The 1,927-nt window shown below is 62.6% G+C and carries 2 protein-coding genes and 1 pseudogene; all 3 read right to left on the reverse strand.

The genetic code is table 11. The features are described 5' to 3' along the window. A partial coding sequence (locus EOA22_RS31900) for a substrate-binding domain-containing protein (RefSeq protein ID WP_164756123.1) occupies positions 1-508 on the reverse strand: 508 nt, incomplete at its 3' end. Positions 509-559: 51 nt separating this feature from the next. Continuing rightward, complete coding sequence (locus EOA22_RS31905) at positions 560-1,555, reverse strand: ABC transporter permease (RefSeq protein WP_013532921.1); 996 nt, start codon at positions 1,553-1,555, stop codon at positions 560-562. A gap of 79 nt (positions 1,556-1,634) precedes the next feature. Continuing rightward, a pseudogene (locus tag EOA22_RS31910) lies at positions 1,635-1,927 on the reverse strand (sugar ABC transporter ATP-binding protein); the annotation flags it as partial.

Genomic DNA, 1,927 nt, shown 5'->3' on the forward strand with positions numbered 1-1,927 from the left:
CGGCGACATAGACATAGCCGGCATTCCAGCTCTCGCCATTGTCCTTGACCGCCTGCTCGAGCGCGAGGCGTGCCAGGTCGCGATCGGACTGTTCGATCTGCGGGATCTTGGGGTTTTCGACATTGACGTCGAAGGCCACAACCTTGATGCCGGCGTCGACCGCACGCTGCGCGGCGTCCTTCATCGATTCCGTCAGGCCGTGCTGGATGATGATGCCCTGCACGCCGAGCGCGATGGCCTGGTCGACCATGTCGGACTGAAGAGCCGCATCCTGGCGGCTGTCGAGGACGCGCAGGTCGATGCCGAGCGCCTTCGACTGCGCCTCGACGCCCGAGAGATAGGCCTGGAAGAAGTCGCCGGTCGAGAGATAGCGCACCAGCGCGATCTTGACGCCGGGCTTGTCGAAGGGCGCCGGCTTGTCCGCGGCAAAAGCCGGGACCTGCATCAGCATAGTTGCGCCGGCCAATCCGAGCGCCACCTTCCCCAGAAGTCTTCTTGTAATGCTCACTTTGTTTTCCTCCACTCTTGTTGAACTCGAAAATCCTGTTCCGGTCGAAAGCTATCTCCTGCCCCTGCCCGAAAGCGCAAAGGTGAAGACAAGGGCGACGACCAGAACCACGCCCTTGATGAAATCCTGCGTGTAGTAAGGCGCGTTCATCATCGTCAGGCCCTGAAGCAAGATGCCGACGAACAGCGCGCCGATGGCGGTGCCGAAGGCGTTCGGCTTGGCGGCACCCAGCACCGCGTAGCCGATCAGCGCTGCGGCAACCGCATCGAGCAGCAGATTATTACCCGAGGCGATGTCGCCGCGTCCAAGCCGGGCAGCGAGCAAAATGCCCCCGATCGAGGCAAAAACACCTGAAATGACGTAAGCCCAGATCTTGTATGCCTTGACAGGCGCGCCGGCGAGTTCGGCGGCGCGCTCATTGCTGCCGACGGCATACATCATGCGGCCGAAACGGGTGTATTCGAGGAAGAACCAGATCAGCACGGCGAGCACGAGCAGCACCACCACCGACACTGGAATGAGGTTCGGGATGAAGAAGTCGAAGCGGTGGCGGCCAAGCGCCAGGAAGGCGTCGGAGAATTTGCCGTTGGCGACCGAACCATCAGGCATGGTCATGCCGGTGGCGATCGAGCGGCCTTCGGTTGGAATGCGCTGCAGGCCGACGAGCAGGAACATCATGCCGAGCGTCGCCAGCAGATCGGGCACACGCATGTAGACGATCAGCCAGCCATTGATCAGGCCGACGATGGCGCCGATGAGCAGGCAGACGACGACCGCGACAAGGGCGTTCTGCTCCAGCACCACCATGACATAGGCGGCCGCCATCATGGCTGAGGTGGCGACCGAGCCGATCGACAGATCAAAACCTCCGACGACCAGCGTGGCGGTGACGCCGAGCGCCAGCACGCCGGTGATGGCGACCGACTGGAAGATGAAAACCGCACTTTGCGGCGAAACGAAACCGTCGGCGGCGATCGAGAAATAGGCGACGAGCCCGAACAAGAGCACGATGAATCCGTAGCGGATGGCGTGGTCGCGCAATGTCATTCGGCGCTCCCGCGCGCTGCTGCCGTTTTTAGCCAATCCGAACCCATGCTCTTTCCATTCCCATTCCTAACGCCCGCGCTCAGGCGGCACTGTGCAGCGGCCCGCCGGCGACCTCGGCCAACAGGCGGTCGAGATCGACATCGGCATTGCGGTGCTCGCCGACGATGGTCTGTTCCGACATGACCAGGATGCGATCGGCGGTCTCCAGCGCCTCGTCGAGTTCGGTGACGAACAGCAGCGTGGCGCGTCCGTTTGCACTGGCCCTGAGCTTGGCGGCGATGTCGCGCCGGGCGGAAATATCGACGCCCTGAAACGGCTCGTCCAGAATGAACAGTCTCGCATGCTGGGCCATCCAGCGGGCGACCATCACCT

It is taken from the genome of Mesorhizobium sp. M7A.F.Ca.US.014.04.1.1, from assembly GCF_003998745.1.
Classification (GTDB): Bacteria; Pseudomonadota; Alphaproteobacteria; order Rhizobiales; family Rhizobiaceae; genus Mesorhizobium; species Mesorhizobium ciceri.

Excerpts from the sequence above, each read along its gene's own strand:
- EOA22_RS31905 (WP_013532921.1), bottom strand. The coding sequence starts at position 1,555 with ATGACATTGCGCGACCACGCCATCCGCTACGGATTCATCGTGCTCTTG.